The organism is Geobacter sp., from assembly GCA_009684525.1.
Lineage (GTDB): Bacteria > Desulfobacterota > Desulfuromonadia > Geobacterales > DSM-12255 > Geoanaerobacter.
On record WKKR01000004.1, the window covers coordinates 77382 to 95677 of the forward strand.

The window sequence follows — 18296 nt, forward strand, 5'->3', positions numbered from 1 at the left end:
TTTTTCAGTCATAACCGGGTGAAATAACAGAAGTGGTCTGATAAACACGTTACTGTGACAGTTGATACCTCATTTCAGTGCTAAATTCACCTTGCCTGTTGCGAGAAGCTGGTGTAGTAATCGTCATTGAATCAATGAGTTATGAGAAAGGCCCCATGGGCAGGATGTGAAGGGCGAGATAGTTTTATATGCTGTCCCCGTCGTCCCCGCTTTTTACAAGATAGTTTTTAGCGTAGCCGGATTAGGTGGGAAGATGGCCTGATCTGGTGAATATGGAGTTGGAAGAAGGTAAAATCAAATAAGGAGATATGTATGACTGGATTTCGTTTTGTAATAGTTTGTTTAATCGCTTTAGCGCTAAATGGGTGCTCAATCTCACACCCGATTAAGAGAGTAGATCAAAGCGAGTCTGCCCTTAAAGATGCAGTTTACACAGGCAACATTGAAAAGCTAGTTGATGCTGCAGAATTAGAGAGCTATCCACTTTCTGAGCAATACCGTGTTTATGAACTAAATTGGAACATTTTTGCTATAGGTGGGCTTGGAAGAGCGAGAGATGGCGCTACTGAAAGAATGATCCAGTTTTGTAAGGATAAAAATCTAGAGCCTAAACCATTAATTGAACAAACATCAGTTCCAGCGTATATGGCTGGGAATTATCCTTTCATAGAAATAACATTTATCTGTATTAATAAATCAAAACAAGCGAATAAGGTTAAAATCAACGACGACAGTTATGAAAAATTACTAGAGTTAAAAGCACTCTCTGACAGTAATGCAATTACTAAAGAAGAGTATGATAAAGAAAAAAGTAAGATACTGAATCAATAGAAATCTGAATCTCAACTGCTATTAGAAAAATCTACGACAAGCTTCCAACCATCGGCAAGACCCGCCGATGGCGGGTCAGCCTCAGCCCCGTTAGATGAATTGAGAAAAAGGAGGAAAGTTTTGTGGCGAACGGGACATCGAATAAGTTGGCAATTCTCATTGATGCTGATAATGCACAACCCTCGATTATAGAGGGGTTAATTACTGAGGTTGCGAAATATGGCACTGCAAACGTGAAAAGAATTTATGGCGATTGGACAGGGCCGAATTTAAAGGGGTGGAAAGAAGTACTGGTACAATATGCAATACAGCCAATGCAGCAATTCGGATATACCTCAGGAAAAAACAGTACTGATAGCGCATTAATAATTGACGCTATGGATCTGCTTTACACTCGCGAATTTGATGGATTCTGCATAGTCTCAAGTGATAGTGACTTTACAAGGCTTGCTACAAGGATACGGGAAGCAGGTCTTATGGTTTACGGTGTTGGAGAAGAAAAGACGCCAAAAGCATTTGTAGCCGCTTGCGACAAATTCATATTTTCAGAGGTGTTGAGAGCTAAAGAAGGTGAGCCAGAAGTTTTGAAGCAAAAATCTACCTCTGAGTTAAAACAGGACACAAAACTAGTCAACATACTTCGGGCAGCAGTTGAGGCTTCTTCAGATGACAGCGGTTGGGCACACCTAGCAACAGTTGGTGGCAATGTTGTTAAGCAACTACCAGAGTTTGATGCGAGAAACTATGGCTACAAAAAATTAGGGGAATTGGTTAAGGCCACTCAGCTTTTTGACTTGGAAGAGAGGGTCACGAGGGATGCACAGTCTAAGGCGATATATATCAAAGACAAAAGAAAGAAAGCATGAAATCTGATCTAACACGCGCTCAGACCATGACCGGGGGAAGCCGGGGGGGGTCCTGACCCCATCGGGTGCCCAGGAAGATACACCGGCCTGATGGCCGGTGATCTCCCGGCCCGTTGAACAAAACGCCTGGAGTCTGATCCATATGAACAATCCCCATACAGAATCGAGGAGAATAATCTCATGCTTATCAGCATAACTCTTCTAAGCATAGTGCTGCTCCTCATTTTCACCCTTTTATCCCGCTCCAACTTGCAAGGGCGTGGAGACAGTGACCGTCTGTCGATGGTATTCAGGCTTTCTACTACCATCCGAAGATTTCCATTCGCCGTTGTAGCTTCCGTATTCGGAACAACTGCCGGTGTCGTGCTGGCCGGTAAAACCGACAATTCTGCAAGCTGGAAATCAATGCTAGGTACGGCGCTGCTTGCACTGCCGCTCCTGGTCGCGGCGAGGCTTCTGTCTGAAAAAGACGGGCAGAAGGATTTTCGACCTAACAATTTGACGATTGCAGTTACCGCACTCGGGTGCGTGTATTTTATCTTCTTGAGTCAGGTTCAAGGCTACGGCGTTTGGTATCGTCATTCGCTTTGGACCATCGCTGCATTTCTGGTCATTTTGCTCTTCCCTTTCTACAAGCGTGCTGAAGAAGAGGAATTCTGGCATTTCAATGCTACCTTGGTGTATGCATTCGCCATTGCCGTAATATCCGCTTTTGCGCTTTTCTCAGGCATATCGGCGGCACTTGCAGGGGTTAACTATCTCTTGGGGGTGAAAGTCCCTGGGGAAGCGTACCTACGGCTTTGGATAGTAATGGCAGGATTTGTTGCTGTTCTAATATTTCTATCAGCGATCCCGACCGACATTTGGCAGATTTCACAACGAGTGGCCCAGAGTAAGATATTCGAACGATTCATCCGTTTCATTCTCGTACCGCTTGTGGCTCTCTATCTGGTAATTTTGTATATCTACACAGGAAGAATAGTCATCCAGGGAAGCTGGCCAAAGGGTGGGGTGGCAGGTTTCATCCTCGGCTTTTCCAGTGTCGGGATCGTAACATATCTCCTCAGCTACGGGGTGACTGCCACAGAAAACCGGCTTCAGTCCTTGTTCCGAAAGTTGTTTTTTCCGCTCGTTCTTCCACTAACACCAATGCTTTTTCTATCAGTGTGGAGGCGGGTCACCGAGTACGGGGTTACCGAAACGAGATATTTCGGGATTCTGTCGGCGTTCTGGCTGGCTGCGGTTTCACTCTATTTCATTGTTTCGCGCAGAAAAGACCTGCGGATTGTACCTGCCTCGCTATGCCTGATCATCATCCTCGTATCGTTCGGCCCGTGGGGTGCATTGTCAACATCAGCACGAAGCCAGACAGGTCGCCTGCAGAGACTGCTTCAGGAGGCCGGTGTCCTTATCAACGGAACTCTGCGACCGCCCTTGAACACTGGAAGCCCAAAAGTACTGGTAGAGATCAACAAGACCATCATATATCTCCATAAAATTGGCAGCATTTCTCCCCTAACCGACTGGTCCGGAGGCAAAATCGCCATTGATGACAAACCGGAAACGATTGCCAGCAAAATTGGAATCAACTTCGCTCTACAAGATTATTACTCCGGAACAAATTTTGACTTTTCCACAAAGCCAGAGGAAGGCACCGATGTTTCCGGGTACAGGTACCTCTGGCAAATCGGAATGTACCGTTACAACATTCAGGAGATAACCCGCACTATTGGTGCCAGGACCGTCCTGAGAATAAAGCCCGCGGAGGGTTTGCAGAAGCTGAGTATCGCGGGAGCTGATGATCATACGGTTGTGATTGACCTTGCGCCGTTTGTCGAATCACTCATAAAAGAATATCCGGATTACAAAAATCGTAAGTTGCTCCCGAGCGAGAAAATGACAATCGATCTCCCGCAAGCTGGATTACGGCTAGCGTTTTCTGAAATCAACGGTTCCATCACAGATAGAAAGCCAGTGATAAATACTATCAAGGGCATGGTGATGTATGAATGAGAGGGAAACCGGGGCATGCTGAAAAGATGAAAGATGGCGGTATTCCGGGGACAGTTTATGTAATTCAACGGAGATAAATACACTGTCCCCAGAATTTGCCCAAGGCTTACGACCCGCCCTAAAGTCCGGCGGGTCAAAGCCATGCCCGTTAGATGAATAAAAGGAGAATAATTATGGGTGAACTTACAAAGGTGAATCATTCCGAGTTGATTGACCCACAGGCACAGCTTGTTGTTGCTTTCTTAAAGCAATTCGGCTTGCCATCTGACAATATCATTGCTGAACAGTCAGAACGTTCTATTATAGGTCAGAACTTACCTGCATATATTGATTCACTGCCACCAGAGATTAAGCGTGACGCAAGATATTTATCAAAATTTGTTGTCGGCGCTGGTTTCGGATTATTCGATTATTCTCTTAACGCTATTTGGAACGAGGTTGTCTTAGACCTCCGGAATAAAGCTGTATCATATGGCATTGATATTTTCTTTGACTCAGCGGTGGGAGGCAAGGCCAGAGAGTTTTACAAGACAGAAGATGATCTTGCATCTTTAAAAGACTCAGTATTACTTGATACTTGCAGGAAACTGGAGCTAATTTCAGACATAACATATAAAAAACTAAAACATATATTAGAGATGCGAAATGATATTGGCATTTCACATCCAACTAATTATGCGATTAATGCATTCGAACTACTCGGGTGGCTTCAAACATGTATTCAAGATGTTTTGAGAGATAGGCCTACAGATGCAGCCCTTCAAGTTCAAGCTTTTATTCAAAACCTTAGAACATATAAGTCGCCAATTGATGCGGCAACAAAACTAACAATCGAATCAAAAATAACCGAACTGGCTAGTCATCATTTAGCCAGTATAATTCGGACTGCCTTTGGAATATATGTGTCTGATGACACTGATCCGCAAGTTAGAAAAAATATATCAGTTATTGCACCTGTTATATGGGAAAACTGCTCTGACGATCCAAAATACAAGATTGGGATAACCCTTGAAGGATATAATACAAATTTGCATAAAAGTAAGTATGAATTGGGGGAGCAATTTTTACAAGTTGTTGGAGGGAATCCATACAGAACGCCGAATGAGCGGGCAATTATTGTAGATACTATACTCGACCTGCTTTTGGATAAACATGGCGGTTGGGATAATTTTCATCACGAGGCTCCTGTTGCAGACCAACTAGCTTCATACATTCAAGAGCAAATCGATATATTGCCAAACAATGCAGATAAGATAGTAAAAGTTGTAATGATGTGTCGAATAGGTCGTGACGTTTCATATTGCAATGGAGTATCACCGAGAGGAAGAACCTATTATGACCACATTTTATCGATACTTGGTGATAAATACACACCACATGCTATGGCCGCACTCACTCATTACGAAATTCAGAGGAAACTAGAAGCTTCTTCGTGTCGGACAAAAGCAAAAGAGGTCTTGGAAATTATCAAGCAAAGTGTGGTGAATAGCAGGTTAATTGAGTGCTTGGATTTTTTGATTGCTCACATTGAAAGCACTGGCAAATGTGTATTTGATAGTCGCTTCAAGAAACTTTCTGCAAGCTACATAAACTGGTAAGCAACTAACAATGGGGTGCTGGGCCGATTGGTAATAAAGAAGTCAGGGTAGACCATGTACAAGATCAAGAACACTGAGCGAAACAACGAAAAAGCCTCTGACTTCGAGACATTTTCCATGCTTTACTTGCTCGGAATCCGAAGCGACAGGGATCAAATCGATTTGGTCCTTGTGGATTGTTTTAATGACGTTACTGGCTCGGATGATGTTGTAAGCCGTCTCTGGGATGTCCAGTCAAAAGGCCACAAGAGCAATACACCTCTACAAATAGGTGAGCACCTAATTACCCTATACGAAAACTTCCTTACAGACTTTCCATTTGAACACCTGATATTGTTTCTGGAAACAGTTGCCAGCATCCATGTTCGGGACGCGAGTCTTGTGATATTTGGTATCAGCAATTTCACCGGTGAGAGCCAAGAAAAGATCAAAGAAGGTCTACTACGTGAGTTTGCTCGAAGAAACTCCATTCTTCCCTCAGAAATACCGACAGACAAAGTCAATTCCTTCCTTGAAAGTGTAGACTTCGTGCTCTGCACAAAAGACAAAATCAAAAACATCAAGAACCTGATTGAGTTCAAGAATAAGGACGTCCGTGGTGATGACTTCTTTATCGAGATTTTTAATGAAATCAGAGGAATGCAGTCCAACCTAAAGAGCACAAACGTCGAATATTCGGTCTTAAATGCTCCCTCTGACATTCTGTTCTTCAGGAAGTACATTACTAGAAACCAAATTGTTACATTACTCGTAAACAGGCTAGTTGGTATTGAGCTCTTCAGTAACCACGGCATTCCGATAGATTTCATCCCCTATGTAGAAGGAATGGACAGAGAAGATGTTCGAGATCTAATTCAAAACTGTGTGGCAGCCATTTGTCGAACGTTTTTTGATAAGAATAATAAGGTAAACGTTTGGCGATTTCTTGAGGCAACCATTAAGTTCCTGATGAAGGATTCAACGCTAGGTGTTGAAGAGATCGTTGGACAGATTCCAGAGCAGACTCTGAGGGGTGTCCCTACGCTTGATAGCACAAGCACAAGGTTCTTAATAGCCAGAATTAAGGATGGTTTACAATGATTCTTCTCGCAGCCGGAATTGGAAACCTAGAAGAGGCTTTCATCGAAGACCGATTTACGAATGACCTCAACATCATCTACAGCAACGACAACAACAAAGGGAAGACGATTCTCATTCAAAGCGCGATGTATTCAATTGGAAACTCGCCAATCTTTCCTGCAAGCCTCGACATTAGAAGGTACTTCTTCTATTCAAAGTTCTCACACAATGACAGAGACATAGAGTTTCTGAGAAGCGGAAACAGTATACTTGTTAGGGAACAGGGCGTAGTTTCTGTATTCGATACGATTACTGATTTCAAAATATATTTCAATGAAGAGATTTTTCAATTGCCGCGGTTTGTCAAAGATGGGCGCCCGATTATGGCAGACACAAGCCTATTTTTCCAAACGTTCTTTCTACCTCAAGACAAACGGAACACCTCCACCGTAATCAATGGCGGGCAGTTCAACAAGTCCGATTTTGTACTCATGTTGAAGGCACTCATAGATCCAAACTTCTCAAACCTTGATATTGGGGAAGTTGATGTTCTAAAAAATCGGCGCAAAGAACTTCTGCAACAAATCGGTCTACTTAGTCGTCGGCTGTCTTTTGCCAAAGAAAATCCAGTTGTCGCTCGGCAAGTTCTTCAAAGCGTAAATAACGTCAACTTTCAGGAACAAAGCGATTCTCTACAAAAGATTAACTCGGAAATATCTGCATACTCAACTAAAAGGAACCGAGAAACAAACCGGCTATACAAGCTCCAAACACTTATCTCTGAACTAAACTCGCTAAATAGAAATATAGAAATTGGAAAAATCAAGTGTGCCGACTGTGGAAGCGAAAAGATCGTCTATTCAAATGGTGAGTTTACGTTTGAGGTTAGCAATGACATTGTGAGGCGCGAAGTAATAGCTTCAATCCGATCGCAAATCTCTAACAAGATTGCCGCCATAGCAGAGTACAACAACGAGATCTCACGACTTCAAATTGAGTTGCAGGCAAGACTGGCTTCAATACCAGCTGAGGTCACGGACATCATTATTAGTCGCGAAGCGGTTCTGAATGAAAGAGACAATGACCTTAAGATCGCCGAACTCAACAACGAACTCCAATTGATCGAGCAAAGGCTAGCTCAGCAAGAGCTTTTTGAAAAGCAGTCGACACAGCGTGTCAACGAGACGCTCGCTGAAATAGTAGGGGACATGAAGCGTTACTACGCCGAGATCGACGAAGTCGAAAACTCAAGCATCGAGGGTCTCTTCACAAAACACAATGAAAATTTCTCTGGAAGCGAGGAGCAGATTTTCTACTTTAGCAAGCTTGTCTCGATTTCAAAGCATATTCAGCTTCCGTTTCCCATTATTGTTGATTGCTTCCGTGATGGAGAGGTTTCAACTGATAAAGAGCTGAAAATGATTAGAGAATACCAAAACCTCAAGAAACAGGTAATTCTCACCTCCACCTTGAAATCTCAAGAATATTCATCAGACAAATATCCTAAGAGCAATACCTTGAATCCAATCGACTATAGTCAAATACAGTCAAATAAACTCTTGCAACCGTCATTCTGCGCAGAGTTTGAGAAAATACTAAAGGCTTTCAATTTAGAACTACACTAATCTAACAAGGCGGCGGCACACAGACGCTGACGCGCTGGTGCGCCCCCACGACGTTGGCCGAATAAAGCAATGATGGAGAAAATATGGTACACGGCCTAAGTCATATAACCTTTATAGTGCGGGACTTGCAGCGAATGTCGGTCTTTTTATGCGAAGGATTAGGCGCAAAGGAAGTGTATGACAGCAATAAAAAGAATTATTCTTTGTCGCGCGAAAAGTTTTTTCTTGTCGGAGATTTATGGATAGCTGCCATGGAGGGAGAACCTCCAACCGAAAAATCCTATCAACACGTTGCTTTCAGGGTTTCCGCTTCGGATATACCAGAATATGAAAATCGCTTGAAAAAACTAGGGATTGAAATGAAACCGCCACGAAATAGGATTCATGGTGAGGGAGAGTCGCTATATTTCTTTGATTTCGACAACCACTTATTTGAATTGCATTCTGGAACTCTTGAAGACCGGTTGGCTTTGTACAGAGAGTAACAAACTGGAAAGAAGCACCTGAAAGCAGAAAGTTTGCCACCGGAGAAACACGGCGGAGAACAAAAGAGATGCCAACAAGTGCCTTGGACACCGACCGGGGCAGAGAAGCGCCCCGGACGGGTCAAGGCCCGAGCCGTTAGTCGTCATAAAATGAGGGATAAATTGCCTCCCCCTCTTCTTCTCCTGGTACAATGAATACCTGAAGGGGCAGCCGTCAGGACCATCATTGAGGGGAAATCGATATGTTCAAGCTTATGGACTTGTTCGTAGAGTTCCTGATCAAGCCGTTCTTCAGCGAGAAAATCCGCGTCATCAAGTATTACGACCAGAAACAGACCGCGGCACGTCTGCTCGCCAGCGGCAATCCGGGTCGGATGAAGAAGGGGCTGTCACTGCTGTTCGAGCTGGCCCTCTCGTACCCCTACCGTGTCCAGGAAGTCATCAACGACATAACCACCTTCCTGCGAGATACCTTTCCCCAGGACCGGCAGCCGATTCCGGGACACACCGACATCCTGGAATCGGGTCTCCGCTCCCTGGTCGCCATGCCGCGTGTCGACCAGAACGGGTTCCCCTACAACTTCGATATCCATCAGATTCGGATTGAAGGCATCGACGGGACACTGGACCTGACCAGGATGAACTTCAGACACTTCTCGCTCTGGGGATGCAGGTTTATCAATGTGATCCTCTCGCATTCCTCGTTCGAGGAAGCGGACCTGGGCGGCACGGTGTTCGATCAGTGCAGCCTTGAGTATGCCAATCTCAAGGGGGCAAAGATGTGCGGCAGCTTCATGGATCAGGGACGGCCGACCCTCGTGCGGAATACGAGGCTCTGGGGAACCAACCTGAACGAAGCGGATATCGAATTCTGTGAGCTGCACAATTTCGACAACATCGACCTCTCAGGTCTTGAAGGGAGGATCACCGACGGGAAACTGCGCATTATTGGAGCACACTGAAACAAGGAGAACGATGCCCCCATGACCAGATACCTTTTCCTGCTGCTGAGTATGACGCTGTTCCTCTCCCACCATCCCGCATGGGGAGCTGAGACCCCCTGCCCGGAGACCGACGTCTATCTGCGGACGGAGCAGTTTCATGGCGATGCGTGCACCGGCCAACTGATCGGGATACGCCTGGCGCTGGCGGCCAAGGAGGCGTTACAGAAGAGCGGTGTGACGGGAAAGCTGAAGGCGAAATACTATGCGTTGAACTGCGCCGTGGACGGGATTCAGGTTGCCGCAGGGACGACCATCGGCAACAGGTCCCTGGAGGTCATCGACAAAAAGGACAACCGCCTCGAACTTGCGGACAAGGATGGCAAGCATGCGGTCGAGGCAAGACTGACAAAGCTGGCTGCTGACAAAAGCAAGACCTCTCTCGAACTCAAGAAGCAGATGAAAGCACTGCCGGCCGATTCGGAGCGGATGCAGCAGGTGCAGAAGGAACTGGAGGCCATCTCCACCTGGTTCCGCACCGCCACCACTGCCGAAGTCGTTACGGTCAGACAGCGGTAGTCGGCATCGTTCAAGAGGAGCGTCTATGGAAACTATGCAACTTGAGAGAGCGTTCACGCTTCTGGAACCGGGCCCGGTCGTCCTTGTGACGACACATGACGGCTCGAAGCACAACATCATGACGATCTCGTGGACCATGGTAACGGACTTCACGCCGCGGTTCGCCATGACCACCGGGCCGTGGAACCATTCCTATGCCGCGCTGCAGAAATCCAAGGAATGTGTCATCGCCATCCCCACCGTTGACCTGCTCGATACAGTCGTGGGGGTGGGAACCTGTTCCGGTGCCGACACGGACAAATTTGAAAAATTCGGGCTGACGCCGGTGCAGGCAGGCCATGTCAAGGCCGCCTTGATCAAGGAATGCCTGGCAAATATCGAATGTCGTGTCATCGATATCGTCGAACAGCACAATATTGTTGTCCTTGAAGGCATCGCCGCGTACTACGACACGTCACGCACAGAGAAGCGAACCGTTCACGCCATTGGCGATGGAACGTTCGTCGTGGACGGGCGCACGGTCAATCGCAGGGCAATGATGGCGGCGAAGATTCCTGACGGTATCTGACTCCTGAACCAGCAAAGTCATAGCCCAGCACAGCACCAGGCCCCGCAGCTGCGCTCTCCCACGTTGAACCGCGAAAAGAATGCCATCAGTCAATAGAGCTCGTACTTCAGCAGCCGGCACTCCAGCGGGCCGTTCCAGAGCGGTATCCGGCGGGTCGCCTTCAACCCCACGTGCTTGGCCAGCTCCATGCTGCCGGTGAAAACCCAGGCGGTGTTCCCCTTGCAGCGCTGCTTGAACAGGTCCCCCAGCTGCCGGTAGAACGGCTTCAGCACCTCCACCTCCCCCATCCGCTCACCATACGGCGGGTTGCAGACAATCATCCCGTTGCCCGGCGGCGGAGTGAAATCCTGCATGTCGTACCGCGTAAGCCCGATCAGCCCGCGCACGCCGGCCCGCTCGGCATTGCGCCTGGCCGTGGCGATGGTCCGGCCGTCACTGTCGCTCCCCTGGATCGGCGCGGGGAGTCGGTCCAGCACCTGGCCGCTTGCCTCTGCGCGCAGGGCCTGCCAGGCCGCCTGGTCGAAGCCGGGCCAGCGCTCGAAACCGAAGCGCCGCTCCCCGCCGGGCGGACGGCAGCTCGCCAGGAGCGCCGCCTCGATGAGTAGCGTCCCTGAGCCGCAGAGCGGATCGGAGAGCGGCACAGAACCGTCCCAGCCGGTGGAGAGGATGATGGCCGCAGCCAGGGTCTCGCGCAGGGGCGCCTCGTTCTTTTCCAGCCGGTAGCCGCGCCGGTCCAGAGGCGCGCCGGAGGTGTCGAGGCTTACGGTGCAGCGGTTCTTCAGCAGGTGGACATTGACCCGCAGGTCGGGATCGCGGGTGTCGACGCTGGGGCGGGTGCCGAAGCGGTCACGCAGGCTGTCTACCACGGCGTCCTTGGTCTTGAGCGCCACGTAACCGGAGTGGGTAAGCGCAGAGTCGCGTAGCGAGCAGTCAACGGCCATGGTCATGGCCGGGGTCAGGTAATCCTGCCACGGGATGGTGCGTACACCGGCATAGAGCTCCTCCGGAGTGGTGCAGGAAAAGGTGGCAAGCGGCAGCAGCACCCGGTTGGCCGTCCTGAGCCAGAGGTTGGCCCGCCAGCATGCCTCCATATCCCCGCTGAAGCGGACCCCGCCCCGTTCCTGGGCAATTTCGGCCACTCCCAGCCGCTGCAGTTCGCCGGCCAGGACCTCTTCCATGCCGCGGCCCGTGGTTGCAAAGAATTCCATATTCTCCCCTCTACACCTGATGATCGAGGCCGGCGGATAAAACCCGAAACCGTCAGACTGCCTGCTCTTGATCAGCCCTCTGTTACAGCAAAACGGCCGGGAAAACCCCGGCCGCTTCAGACTGCTACTGTGCCATAAAACGCTATGCCTGCTGGATCGCCGAGAGCCGCCAGGGGTTGTTCCCCACCGGCCGGGTAAAGGTCCAGTATTCCTCGAACTTCACCGGATCGGTCTTGCTGCCGGAAAGGACCTGGCCTGCCTCGTCGGTGGTGTAGTCCAGCAGGTTGGCATAGATCAGGGCCGTAATGTAGTCCTGGCCGCTCTCCTGCCATGCCTCGGATATCTCCACGCTGCGCACCGCGATGTTTTCCAGCCGGTTGATCTGCCGGTCGCGGATCAGCCGTTCCACATCTTCCTGGATGATCCCCCGCATCTCGTCGGTGAGGATGGTCGCCACCGGGGAGAGCTCCCGGTTCATCCAGGCGCCCTGGACCTTGAAGAACAGGTCCATCACCGTATCCTTGAAGCGGTTTTCGTCGAACGAACCGTCCATCTGGCGGATATACCCCAGTCCGGCGGCTGCATCGGCAGCTGGCTGGCCGAAGGCCGCTGCTCCGGGGGCATACGCCTGCTGCGGCTGTTGGTAATCCGGCTGCGCAGCACCATAGGGTGAGTAGGGAGTCTGCGCCTGGCGCCGCCCCCTGACCATCCGGTAGATCAGGTAGCCGATCCCGCCCAGCAGGATGATATCGAACAGCCCCGGTCCACCGTAGCCACCGGCCATGCCGCCGCCGAAACCGAGGCTCCTGAAGAGCATGCCGCCGAGAATGCCGCCGGCGATCCCCCCCATCATGCCGCGGAAAAATCCGCCGCCGGAAAATGCCGGTTGCTGAAACGGCGACGGCGCCGCCGGAGAGGTCGGAGTCCGGGAAGGGGTCGTCTGGGTATAGGGGCTGGCCGGCCGCGAATAGGTGCGCGTACCGCGACTCCCGATGGAACGGCTGCCGCCGATGCGAGCCGAAGCCTCCTGTTCCAGGAACGTGGCCGACACCACCAGAAGTCCAAAAACCACTGCACATATTTGTCCTGCGTATCGTTTCATCCGATCCTTACCTCCATTGCCTTGTGGCATCGCAGCATTGTAGCATTATTTCGCGAGAGTGCAGCAAAAATCGATGTCGTCAGCGGAGACGCTCAGCCAGGAAGTCCCAGACGGTCTGCAGAGCCCGTTCCACCTCCGCGCCGGCGGGCAGGGAGGCTGCGAGGCGGGCAAGGTGCCCCTGCTGACCGGCAAGCCGAAACGACTCGGGACAGTTGAGGTCAAAGACCCAGGAGAGCTGCAGCAGCTTGAAGTCGTTGAGGGTCTTGAGCAGGGCCAGGTTCACCATCTCCTGCCGCTCCAGACAGGCAAGCACCGCAGGGGTACACGACGGGTCGTCGGCAAAACCGAGCCCGGCTGCCGAGGCCCGTTCCTCTTCGGGGAGGTCGAAATATTCCATGAAGACCCGCCAGATATCCAGCTTGTCCGCATCGCGGATCAGGTCGAGATAGCGACGCTCTTCACCCTGGATGGACGGGGGGACCATGAAGACGTTATGGAAACGGACCGCCTGGATCACGGTCTCGGCCTCCTGATCCGGCAGCCCGGCCAGGAGATCGTGCCGGCGGATCACCTCCACCCCCAGGGCGGCATGGTTCACCGACTCCCGGTCGAGAAAGGTGCGATAGCGGCGGTACTGCTCGAATCGCCCCACGTCGTGGAGAAGGCCGACCACCTCGGCCATGGCCAGTTCGCTGCCGGCCATCCCCACCGATTCGGCGAGCAGCCGGATGTTTTCCCGCACCTTGCCGGTATGCTGCTCCTTCAGGTCATAGTTCCTGCGTGCCTCTTCGTCGTCACCGGCAAACGACCGGCAGTAGGCGCCAAACCACGCCTCGATCTCAGAAAGTCTCGTCTCGTCCATCCGCCCCTCGTGCACCATTTTTTCGCGGCGGCAGTATAGCAGAGCCAGCGGCCTTTCGCACCAGTGAATAAACACCATAAATATTGCAGCTTGAAATATACCCTCCATGGGTATACTATTCATCCATGTCGTGGACGGTAACCTTCAGCAGCAAGGCGCGGAAGCAGACGATAAAGCTCCCTGTCATGATCCGGGAACTGCTTTTCCAGCTTGCCAGAGATATCGAGTCGTCAGGCCCGGTAAGGGGAGACTGGCCCAACTATGCAAAACTGAGCGGCAGCCGGCACCACTGCCACCTGAAGAAAGGGCACCCGTGCTATGTGGCGGTCTGGATTGAAGATCGCCACCGTATCCGTGGAGATCATTTATGCAGGCACACACGAAAAAGCACCCTACTGATGAACTGGTGACCGTGACCTTCCGCGTCCGTCGCACCAACGTCCCGCTGTTGCAGCGTTATGCCGAAACGCTGGAAAACGATGAACAGCATTCCTACACCGTTGCCGAGGTCTTTCCCGAATATATCGGCAAGGAGCAGGAGGTCGCCCTGCGTGCCTACCGCCACCGCGAAGGGCTCACCCAGAAGCAGCTCGCCGAGTTGACCGGCATTCCGCAGAACCACCTCAGCGACATGGAAAACGGCAAGCGGACCATTGGCAAAGAGCGGGCACGCAAGCTCGCCCAGGCGCTCCACTGCGACTATCGCCGCCTGCTGTAGCAGGTTGTTCAACAACCTGCCCCCCGCTAAACACAAAACGCCCCGCTTCCAAAATGGAAACGGGGCGTTTCTTAAAGTAAGACTACCTGAGCAGACTCAGCGGCAGCGCCAGAGGAAAGCGGGGAATCGGTACTCCCGACTTGCTGACGGTCACCAGCGGCACTGCAAAAGGCTCCGGATGCAAGGCGCACCGGAGGAAGGGGCGCGAGGCGTACCTGGAGGTACGTTGAGCGTCCCGTCCGAGGAGCAACGCCGCAGCCGGACCTTTGGCGAAGCCGCTACTGCATGACAATCACCAAATCTTCTTTCTCCACCTTCTCCCCCTCCTTGAAGTGAACCGCGGCAACGACCCCTTCTTCCTTGGCCTTGATGTTGGTCTCCATCTTCATCGCCTCGGTGACCATCAGGACGTCGCCCGCCTTCACCGTGTCACCCGCCTTCACGTTCAGCTTGAGGACCTTGCCCGGCATGGGGGCGCCGAGATGCTTGGGATTTCCCTTGTCGGCTTTTTCCCGCTCAACCTCGTCCGACTGGGCCGACTGGTCGCGGACCACGACCTGGCGCTGCTGGCCGTTCAGCTCGAAGAAGATATGCCGGGTGCCGTCGGGATGTACCTTGCCGATGGCGTTGAGCTTGATGATCAGGGTCTTGCCCGGCTCGATATCGATGGAGGTCTCCTGCCCCGGCTCCAGGCCGTAGAAGAAGGTGGGGGTCGGGATGACCGAGGTGTCGGAATACTCCTGACGGTGTTTGTCGAACTCCGGGTAGACGTGGGGATAGAGGAGGTACGACATCAGGTCGTGGTCGCTGAGGCGATGGCCGACCTTGGCCGCTGCCTTGTCCCGCTCGGCCTCGAAGTCCACCGGCTCCAACAGCTCGCCCGGCCGGCAGGTGATCGGCTCTTCGCCCCGGAGGATGATCTTCTGCAGCTCAACGGGCCACCCCTGGTAGGGCTGGCCCAGCATCCCCTTGAACATCCCGACCACCGACTCGGGAAAGGTCAGTTCGTCAGACTTGGTGAAGACGTCATCCACGTCCAGATTGTTCTTGACCAGGAACATGGCCATGTCGCCAACCACCTTGGACGACGGGGTGACCTTGACGATGTCGCCGAACAGCTTGTTGACCTTGTAGTACATCTCCTTGCACTCTTCCCAGCGGTCGAGCAGGCCGAGGCCGGCGACCTGGGGCTTGTAGTTGGAGTACTGGCCGCCGGGGATCTCGTGATGGTAGACCTCGGCGGTGCCGCTCTTCAGACCGGATTCAAAGGGAGAGTAGTATTCGCGGACCGTCTCCCAGTAGTTGGCCAGCTTCTGCAGACCGGCATAATCCAGGTCCGGGTCCCACTCGGTCCCCTTCAGGGCCGCGAGCAGTGCGTTCAGGTTGGGCTGGGCAGTGAGGCCCGAGATGGAGGAGAGCGATGCGTCGACGATGTCCACCCCGGCCTGGCAGGCCATCAGCAGGGTCGAGTTGCCGTTGCTGGAAGTGTCGTGGGTATGGAGGTGGACCGGGATGCCGATATTCTGCTTGAGCGCCGTGACCAGCTTGTAGGCTGCCATCGGCTTGAGGAGCCCGGCCATGTCCTTGATGGCCAGGATGTGGGCGCCCATCTGCTCCAGCTCCTTGGCCATGGCCACGTAGTATTCGAGCGGATACTTGTCCCGCTTCGGGTCGGTGATGTCGCCGGTGTAGCAGATGGCCGCCTCGCAGATCTTGCCGGTCTTGCGGACCGCCTCCATGGCCACGGCCATCCCCTTGGTCCAGTTGAGCGAATCGAAGACCCGGAAGATATCGACCCCGCTGGCCGCCGCCTCCTCGACAAAGCGGATGACCACGTTGTCGGGATAGTTGGTATAGCCGACGGCGTTGGAACCGCGGAGCAGCATCTGGAACAGGACATTGGGAATGGCCTCGGAGAGCTTGTGCAACCGCTGCCAGGGGCATTCCTTGAGGAAACGCATGGAGACGTCGAAGGTCGCTCCCCCCCAGCACTCCAGGGAGAAGATCCCCGACCCCAGATACGAGGTCGGCTCGGCGATCTTCAGGATGTCATAACTCCGCACCCTGGTGGCCAGGAGCGACTGGTGGGCATCGCGCATGGTAGTGTCGGTGATGAGGAGCTTCTTCTGCTCCAGTATCCACTTGGAGAGCCCGTCGGCGCCGAGCTTCATGAACAGGTCACGGGAACCGGCGGGACGCGGCTTGGTATAATCGATCTCGGGGATGATGGCCTCGACCAGTTCGGCCGACTTGAGCGGCTTGATGACACCGGGAGAGCCATTGACGATGACGTCGCCCAAAAAGCTCAGGATCTTGGTGGCGCGGTCCTTTTTCTCGTGGATCGCAAGCAGCTCGGGATGCTTCTCGATGAAGGAGGTGTCGCATTTCCCCTTGAGGAAGACCGGATGGGTCACCACGTTCTCCAGGAACGGGATGTTGGTCTTGACGCCGCGAACCCGGAACTCCTGGAGGGAGCGGTTCATGACATGGGCAGCATTTTCAAAGGTCAGGCCCCAGGCGGTCACCTTGACCAGCAGCGAATCGTAGTGGGGGGTGATCTTGGAGCCGGTGAAGGCATTCCCGGCATCGAGCCGCACCCCGAAGCCGGCAGCCGAACGGTAGGTCGTCAGGGTGCCGAAATCGGGCGCGAAGTTGTTCATCGGGTCCTCGGTGGTGATCCGGCACTGGATCGCATACCCCCGCATGTCGATGGCAGCCTGGTTCGAGATGTTGATCTCCGGATCGGAGAGCTTCTTCCCTTCGGCGACCAGGATCTGGGCCTGCACCAGGTTACGGCCGGTGATCATCTCGGTGACGGTGTGCTCCACCTGGATCCGCGGGTTCATCTCGATGAAAAACCAGTTGCCGTCGCCGTCGAGGAGGAACTCCACGGTCCCGGCGTTTTCGTACCGCACCTGGCCGGCGATCTTCAGGGCCGCGGTGCAGAGCTCTTCGCGCTGGTTGCGGGTCAGGCAGAGGGAGGGGGCGAATTCCACCACCTTCTGGTGCCGACGCTGGATGGAACAGTCGCGGTCGTAGAAATGGACCAGGTTGCCGTGCTGGTCGCCCATGACCTGCACCTCGATATGCTTGGGGTTCTCGATGTACCGCTCCAGGAAGACCGCCGCATTGCCGAAAGCAGCCTTGGCCTCGCTCCGGGCAGCCACGAGCCCTTCGAGGAGCTCCTTCTTGTTGCGGGCAACCCGCATGCCGCGCCCGCCGCCGCCGGCAGCCGCCTTGATGATGATCGGGTAGCCATTCTCCTTGGCAAACTTGAGCGCCGCCTCTTCGGTCTCGATCGGGTCTTCGGTGCCGGGCACCACGGGCACGCCGGCTGCCACGGCAACCTTGCGGGCGCTCACCTTGTCCCCGAGGGCGCGCTGCATCTCGGCCTTCGGCCCGATGAAGGCGATCCCGGCCCGCTCGCAGGCCTCGGCAAAGTCGGCATTCTCCGAGAGGAAGCCGTAACCGGGGTGGATGGCGTCCACATCAGCCTTCTTGGCAATGCTGATGATCTCTTCATATCCGAGATAGGCATCGATGGGGCTCTTCCCCTGCCCGACCAGGTAGGCCTCGTCAGCTTTGTAACGATGCAGGGAGAGCTTGTCCTCGTCCGAATAGATCGCCACCGTGCTGATCCCCAGCTCCGTACAGGCGCGGAAGATCCGGATTGCAATCTCGCCGCGGTTTGCTGCCATTATCTTGCGGAATTTACGTGCTCCCATGCTGTTGCCTCCACCTGAGTATAGTTTTATCCAAAATAAAACAAATTAAAGCGCTAGTAAAACTTTAATAACACTAAACATAATTTAGCAATTTTATATAGTTACCATGCATTTAC

At 52.7% G+C, this 18296-nt stretch carries 15 protein-coding genes; 11 read left to right on the forward strand and 4 right to left on the reverse strand.

Annotation, left to right across the window (positions count from 1 at the left end; translation table 11 throughout):
• Positions 1 to 312: 312 nt before the first annotated feature.
• The 10 genes from GJT30_13695 to GJT30_13740 all read left to right on the forward strand — a co-directional run bounded on the left by GJT30_13695 (position 313) and on the right by GJT30_13740 (position 10565).
• Complete coding sequence (locus tag GJT30_13695; GenBank protein ID MSM40663.1) at positions 313 to 831, forward strand: hypothetical protein; 519 nt, start codon at positions 313 to 315, stop codon at positions 829 to 831.
• 122 nt (positions 832 to 953) lie between these two features.
• The gene (locus GJT30_13700) at positions 954 to 1697 is read left to right on the forward strand and encodes an NYN domain-containing protein (protein MSM40664.1); all 744 of its coding nucleotides are present in this window, start codon (positions 954 to 956) and stop codon (positions 1695 to 1697) included.
• A gap of 180 nt (positions 1698 to 1877) precedes the next feature.
• Complete coding sequence (locus GJT30_13705) at positions 1878 to 3710, forward strand: DUF4153 domain-containing protein (protein ID MSM40665.1); 1833 nt, start codon at positions 1878 to 1880, stop codon at positions 3708 to 3710.
• Between the two features lie 170 nt (positions 3711 to 3880).
• Complete coding sequence (locus GJT30_13710) at positions 3881 to 5308, forward strand: hypothetical protein (GenBank protein MSM40666.1); 1428 nt, start codon at positions 3881 to 3883, stop codon at positions 5306 to 5308.
• Positions 5309 to 5362: 54 nt separating this feature from the next.
• Positions 5363 to 6388 carry a hypothetical protein gene (locus GJT30_13715; GenBank protein MSM40667.1) on the forward strand — a complete coding sequence of 342 codons (1026 nt, stop codon included), beginning with the start codon at positions 5363 to 5365 and terminating at the stop codon, positions 6386 to 6388.
• On the forward strand, positions 6385 to 7992 hold the full coding sequence (locus GJT30_13720; protein MSM40668.1) for a hypothetical protein: 1608 nt from the start codon (positions 6385 to 6387) through the stop codon (positions 7990 to 7992). The genes GJT30_13715 and GJT30_13720 overlap by 4 nt, the downstream gene beginning before the upstream one ends.
• Positions 7993 to 8075: 83 nt before the next feature.
• The gene (fosX, locus tag GJT30_13725; protein ID MSM40669.1) at positions 8076 to 8477 is read left to right on the forward strand and encodes a FosX/FosE/FosI family fosfomycin resistance thiol transferase; all 402 of its coding nucleotides are present in this window, start codon (positions 8076 to 8078) and stop codon (positions 8475 to 8477) included.
• Between the two features lie 242 nt (positions 8478 to 8719).
• Positions 8720 to 9439, forward strand: a complete 720-nt coding sequence (locus GJT30_13730; GenBank protein ID MSM40670.1) for a hypothetical protein — start codon at positions 8720 to 8722, stop codon at positions 9437 to 9439.
• Positions 9440 to 9460: 21 nt separating this feature from the next.
• Positions 9461 to 9997 carry a formylmethanofuran dehydrogenase gene (locus GJT30_13735; protein ID MSM40671.1) on the forward strand — a complete coding sequence of 179 codons (537 nt, stop codon included), beginning with the start codon at positions 9461 to 9463 and terminating at the stop codon, positions 9995 to 9997.
• A gap of 25 nt (positions 9998 to 10022) precedes the next feature.
• Entirely contained in the window at positions 10023 to 10565 is a 543-nt protein-coding gene (locus GJT30_13740; GenBank protein MSM40672.1) for a flavin reductase family protein, read from the forward strand.
• A gap of 89 nt (positions 10566 to 10654) precedes the next feature.
• Here the strand turns inward: GJT30_13740 and GJT30_13745 are convergent, their stop codons facing one another.
• The 3 genes from GJT30_13745 to GJT30_13755 form a co-directional block, all read right to left on the reverse strand.
• Positions 10655 to 11773, reverse strand: a complete 1119-nt coding sequence (locus tag GJT30_13745; protein MSM40673.1) for an RNA methyltransferase — start codon at positions 11771 to 11773, stop codon at positions 10655 to 10657.
• A 142-nt stretch (positions 11774 to 11915) separates the two neighbouring features.
• Entirely contained in the window at positions 11916 to 12875 is a 960-nt protein-coding gene (locus GJT30_13750; protein ID MSM40674.1) for a Tim44 domain-containing protein, read from the reverse strand.
• Between the two features lie 79 nt (positions 12876 to 12954).
• Entirely contained in the window at positions 12955 to 13737 is a 783-nt protein-coding gene (locus GJT30_13755) for an HD domain-containing protein (protein ID MSM40675.1), read from the reverse strand.
• Positions 13738 to 14104: 367 nt separating this feature from the next.
• Here GJT30_13755 and GJT30_13760 point away from each other — a divergent pair, with 367 nt between their 5' ends.
• The gene (locus GJT30_13760; GenBank protein ID MSM40676.1) at positions 14105 to 14455 is read left to right on the forward strand and encodes a helix-turn-helix domain-containing protein; all 351 of its coding nucleotides are present in this window, start codon (positions 14105 to 14107) and stop codon (positions 14453 to 14455) included.
• Positions 14456 to 14733: 278 nt separating this feature from the next.
• On the opposite strand, the gene GJT30_13765 is transcribed toward GJT30_13760, so the two are convergent.
• A complete protein-coding gene (locus GJT30_13765) occupies positions 14734 to 18180 on the reverse strand; it encodes a pyruvate carboxylase (GenBank protein MSM40677.1) in 3447 nt (1148 codons plus the stop codon).
• Between the last annotated feature and the right edge of the window lie 116 nt (positions 18181 to 18296).

Bases quoted from the DNA above. Each gene is read 5' to 3' on its own strand.
- GJT30_13740 (MSM40672.1), top strand. From the start codon at position 10,023: ATGGAAACTATGCAACTTGAGAGAGCGTTCACGCTTCTGGAACCGGGC.
- GJT30_13750 (MSM40674.1), bottom strand. From the start codon at position 12,875: ATGAAACGATACGCAGGACAAATATGTGCAGTGGTTTTTGGACTTCTG.
- GJT30_13760 (MSM40676.1), top strand. From the start codon at position 14,105: ATGCAGGCACACACGAAAAAGCACCCTACTGATGAACTGGTGACCGTG.
- GJT30_13755 (MSM40675.1), bottom strand. From the start codon at position 13,737: ATGGACGAGACGAGACTTTCTGAGATCGAGGCGTGGTTTGGCGCCTAC.
- GJT30_13730 (MSM40670.1), top strand. From the start codon at position 8,720: ATGTTCAAGCTTATGGACTTGTTCGTAGAGTTCCTGATCAAGCCGTTC.
- GJT30_13745 (MSM40673.1), bottom strand. From the start codon at position 11,773: ATGGAATTCTTTGCAACCACGGGCCGCGGCATGGAAGAGGTCCTGGCC.
- GJT30_13695 (MSM40663.1), top strand. From the start codon at position 313: ATGACTGGATTTCGTTTTGTAATAGTTTGTTTAATCGCTTTAGCGCTA.
- GJT30_13705 (MSM40665.1), top strand. From the start codon at position 1,878: ATGCTTATCAGCATAACTCTTCTAAGCATAGTGCTGCTCCTCATTTTC.
- GJT30_13720 (MSM40668.1), top strand. From the start codon at position 6,385: ATGATTCTTCTCGCAGCCGGAATTGGAAACCTAGAAGAGGCTTTCATC.
- GJT30_13715 (MSM40667.1), top strand. From the start codon at position 5,363: ATGTACAAGATCAAGAACACTGAGCGAAACAACGAAAAAGCCTCTGAC.
- fosX (MSM40669.1), top strand. From the start codon at position 8,076: ATGGTACACGGCCTAAGTCATATAACCTTTATAGTGCGGGACTTGCAG.
- GJT30_13765 (MSM40677.1), bottom strand. From the start codon at position 18,180: ATGGGAGCACGTAAATTCCGCAAGATAATGGCAGCAAACCGCGGCGAG.
- GJT30_13735 (MSM40671.1), top strand. From the start codon at position 9,461: ATGACCAGATACCTTTTCCTGCTGCTGAGTATGACGCTGTTCCTCTCC.